The sequence below is a fragment of the Haemophilus haemolyticus genome (assembly GCF_001679045.1).
Classification (GTDB): Bacteria; Pseudomonadota; Gammaproteobacteria; order Enterobacterales; family Pasteurellaceae; genus Haemophilus; species Haemophilus haemolyticus.
In genome coordinates, this window is record NZ_LYCK01000006.1 from 1 (window position 1) to 4,302 (window position 4,302).

At 38.1% G+C, this 4,302-nt stretch carries 5 protein-coding genes; 3 read left to right on the forward strand and 2 right to left on the reverse strand.

Features of this window, described 5'->3' with window-relative positions; all coding sequences use genetic code 11:
- Positions 1–223 precede the first annotated feature (223 nt).
- Positions 224–1,237, reverse strand: coding sequence for a replication initiation protein (locus tag A8M50_RS02790; protein ID WP_005646131.1), 1,014 nt, complete (start codon positions 1,235–1,237; stop codon positions 224–226).
- Between the two features lie 558 nt (positions 1,238–1,795).
- Here A8M50_RS02790 and A8M50_RS02795 point away from each other — a divergent pair.
- From A8M50_RS02795 to A8M50_RS02800, 3 genes are all read left to right on the forward strand, one after another.
- Positions 1,796–2,692 carry a cation efflux transmembrane domain-containing protein gene (locus A8M50_RS02795; protein WP_005646129.1) on the forward strand — a complete coding sequence of 299 codons (897 nt, stop codon included), beginning with the start codon at positions 1,796–1,798 and terminating at the stop codon, positions 2,690–2,692.
- A gap of 289 nt (positions 2,693–2,981) precedes the next feature.
- A complete protein-coding gene (locus tag A8M50_RS08985; RefSeq protein ID WP_005646127.1) occupies positions 2,982–3,149 on the forward strand; it encodes a hypothetical protein in 168 nt (55 codons plus the stop codon).
- A complete protein-coding gene (locus A8M50_RS02800; protein WP_005636121.1) occupies positions 3,139–3,423 on the forward strand; it encodes a type II toxin-antitoxin system RelE/ParE family toxin in 285 nt (94 codons plus the stop codon). The genes A8M50_RS08985 and A8M50_RS02800 overlap by 11 nt, the downstream gene beginning before the upstream one ends.
- A gap of 675 nt (positions 3,424–4,098) precedes the next feature.
- On the opposite strand, the gene A8M50_RS09020 is transcribed toward A8M50_RS02800, so the two are convergent.
- A partial coding sequence (locus A8M50_RS09020) for a hypothetical protein (protein ID WP_216818623.1) occupies positions 4,099–4,302 on the reverse strand: 204 nt, incomplete at its 5' end.

The window sequence follows — 4,302 nt, forward strand, 5'->3', positions numbered from 1 at the left end:
TCTGTAGAGATGCAATTTTGCATCTAAAAAACCCAAAAAACAGCAAATACCTCACGTTTCCTGATGAATGTTTTATGAGTTTATTTTAGATTTTTTTTGTGACGGCGTCTTAATTTTAAATACAAAAACGCTCATTTTCTTTTACAAAAGACTTAGGCAATTCTTATCACAATGATTTTCATCACAACTAAACAAGGAGAAATTATGTCAGGTATAAATAAATCTATTCAACAAAATCTATCTGATTTTTAGGTATCTCTACTAATTCATAAAGTGATAGCTTATAACCTCTCTTTTTCAATTCAGCCCAAATATCACGCTCTTTCCCAAATTTTGACTTATGACTTTCATTGACCGCTAAAAATTTAGCATAATGCACCAGGTCATCTAGCGGCACATCATCTATCACCTCATAAAAACCATCTAGCTTTAATAGACAATCCTTAGCGTAAATAGCGTATTCATGCGAGCTAAACTTTGGATTTTGCGCATCAAACTTAACGAAAGAACCATACTTGTTTTTATGGGGGAACGCCGGGCGTTTCTGTTCGATTTTTACCGCACTTTTCTTGCTTTTAATTGTAAACTTTAACGAAACAATGCTGCGCCCTCGCTTGATCGGCTCAACACTTACAAGAAGATCCGATTTAGCATTGATTTCATCAATAGCGGGCGTTAAAACACGCTGGTTAAAATTATTATATCTATCGTATTTATCCGAAACTTGTAACCAATCTTTAAGCTCATCAACACTTGTTTGTCTCCACCCTGTATCCCTATATTGAGAGCATAATTCATATAATCGAATTGTATGCGTACTAGAAAAAGCACCAATATTTACCAATTGATATTTAGTAAAGTTATTATGCAACTGCGCGATATAGGGTAGTAAATCCTCATGGAATTCGATATAAAAACGCCCTTCTTTTTTGAAATATGTTCTCTTATTAACTAAAACCACTTCAGTTAATTCTTTTTCATTATCTACCAATACAATCCAACGCTTTGATATTTTAAGTATTGCATTCCTAACCTGGGTATAAGCTGATTTTTCATCAACATCAGGAAAATGCTTACAGAAATCCGCAATAGTAAAATCAAACCCACGTTTAATAGGATTTTCAGGATTAAAAACACCTAGCGTCAAAGACAAAATTCTCATTTCATCAAGAGTCATGGAATAACTAGCTTGAACAAAACTATTAGCTTTAGAAATTGTTAATGATGTATCAGTCATAACCCACCCTTAAGGTAACAAACAGCCATTAAAGACTACAATAAAAAATACAAGTAGTCAAATACCGTAAATTTGTAGTCTTTTAACCGTAAATTTGTAGTCTTATAACCGTAAATCTGTAGTCTTATAAATCGCAAACCCCTTGTGCGACAAGCGATCCCAGAGCCTACAAACAAGAATACAAACAAGAATACAAAAAATAGAGCCTAAAGGCTCTTTTTGGGGGCTTTCAGCCCTAATTTTTTATTTTTTTATTCAATGCAGAATTTAATAATATTCCTAATGATTTTGCTATGCGTGTTGCTCAAGGGATTAGGCTATCAGATGAAGAAAAGAAAGAATTAAAAAGATTATTTATTAATATGGATTTTAAGCAAAAGAAACCATAAAGCCCCGAAGTGGTATATAAAAAATCGGAGCCGTAGGCGACTTCATTCAGCTATGCCAACTGACCAATGCGCATCAGCCTCCTCCCCAACGGATTCTTTACTCTATTGGCCTTATAGTAGCTTTATAGTTTAAAATGGTACCACAACATTGTTCAAGTGGAGTCGTATTATGAGCAAATCCTGTGGTGGCGCCTGTGGCGGTGATGCAACGTCCGCAGCGGATACCGATATACAGGCCTCCTCCGAGGCGCCAGGGAGATGGGTCAGTGTTTATGCAGTGCCGAAGATGGACTGTCCATCAGAAGAACGAATGATTCGCCTAGCCCTGAACGGCTTTGAGGAGATTCGGGCGCTGTCCTTCGACTTGTCGAACCGCCGGCTGAAGGTCGTGCATGACGGCGAGGTCGAGCCCGTCACCTCGAAACTGAAGACCTTGGGGCTAGGCGCCTCGCTTCAGGAAACCGTCGCTGCAAATCCAGAGACCATCAAGGCCGCCGAGTTTTCGGCAGCTTCTGCTAAGCAAGAATCCGGGACCCTACGCTGGTTGCTCGGCATCAATGCACTTCTGTTCGTGGTGGAAATGACTGCCGGTCTGATCGCCCAGTCCACAGGCCTGATTGGAGAATCCCTGGACAATTTTTCCGATGCGGCGGTGTACGGGCTTGCCCTTTATGCGGTTGGACATAGCGTGAAAATGCAGGTACGTGCCGCGCATCTTGCTGGTGTACTGCAACTGATCTTGGCTGTGGGCGTGCTCGTAGAGGTGGTGAGACGCTTTGTATTCGGTAGTGAGCCTGAATCTCTGGTGATGATGGCTATCGCATTCGTCGCATTGATTGCCAATACCAGTTGTCTACTGCTCATATCCAAACATCGGGAAGGCGGGGCGCACATGAAGGCAAGCTTGATATTCTCGGCCAACGACGTGGTGATCAACCTGGGGGGCATCACCGCCGGCGCCCTGGTCGCGTGGACCGGTTCCAATTATCCAGATCTGATTATCGGCACCATCACGGGGGGGATTGTACTTAACGGTGCCAGACGCATTTTGGCGTTGAAGGGTTAAATAATGCTCATTATTGGCAAAAAGCTCTCGCCGTATGCCCTGTTTTATCTGCTTATACCCCTGCTTTGTTTTTTCTTTGTTTTTTTTAGAGCCTTAATTGCATAGTTAAGCACCTGGTTTCGCATAAAGTGCGATTATGTTAAATCATTTTACTCACTTAAATCGCTTGTTTATGCAATGTTACAGCTCACCAAAAAATGCTAATGCAGGATAGGGGATATAGTTTTCATCCTATTTTTTGATTAAAAATTTTTCTGATAAACTACCCTTATATGAAAAAGGAGGAATTATGCAAATAGCATTACCCAATACTCAAACATTTGAGAAAAAAGAACCCCTCTATACAAACGAAGAACTTCATTTACTGCATCAATTAGAAAATGGATTAGTAAAATCAACTTCTCATGAAGATGTGATGAAAAACCTGAAACAGGTACTAAAACTTGATGAAATTTGATTACTCGATCAAATGGTATGAACTAGCAGAAAATAAACTACTGCGGCAAGCACAATACATTCTAGAACAATCTCAAAATGTGGTTATTGCAGAAAATTTTTATGATGCTATCAAGAGTGAGGTTGATAAACTTTCTTTCACGGCAGATGTGTACCGTCTTAGAAAGAAAAAGGAAATCCCCATTCTTAACGGGAAATATCTTGTAAAATTCCTTATTGGTAGAGAAACCGTTTATATCGTAGATTTTAAATCAGCTAAACAAAAAAATTATTAAGATACAATCCATAAAATTATTGCCAACAAGTGCCAATGATTTTATGGATTTTCATTTTTTTGAACGTAAAAAAAGCCATAGCTTGTAGGAGAACAAACTATGGCAAAAAAAAACTTAATCCGATGAATCGACAGATTAAGCTCGTTTAGGCAAATGCGAAATTATCTCTTATTTTTTTCGCCCGATTATAATAACAAAAAAAACCGCAGAAAGAGAGACGAGTAACTTTCTACGGTTAATGGGTGCAAGGAGATTTTGCACCATTGTTATTCATATGAGAGCGAATTTCTTCACCTTTTCATCATATCAAAGGTTTTATTAATCTCAATTAAAAAATCGCTTAATGCGTTGTTTTAGAGCCTTTATTGGGTGTTTTCTTTCCCACTCTCTTTTTCTTTTCTCAAATTGCATCTGAGCCTGGTTATTCATTGCAAATTTAGCGTAAGAGCTCGACATTTTTTCTAATAAAGCATTGATGTGCTTTTTACGCTTATACATTAAGTACAGATAAGCAGAAAAGAGGATAAAAACGATAATAAGGGCATTATAAAAAACAATAATAAAAAGGGCGTTCATTCTATTCTTTTTTTAGGGTGTTCTATTAGGCATTTTAATTGCCTGGAATGGGTAAAAAGACCTGGTGATCTAGGGTAAAGATTAAGCCAGGTTCTATTATTAAAATATCATTAATTCTTTACTCTGACACACACCTAACGCAAATTTAAAATTTGCCTTTTTTCCTTTATAAATCAAGGGTTTGAGTGTTTTCGACCACATTTTTAGAGGGGGGAAGCTGATTCTGTAGAGAATCTGTAGCGCACACCCAGAGAATCTCTTGATTTCATTATGAATTTTACCAAAAGATTCTGTAGAGATGCA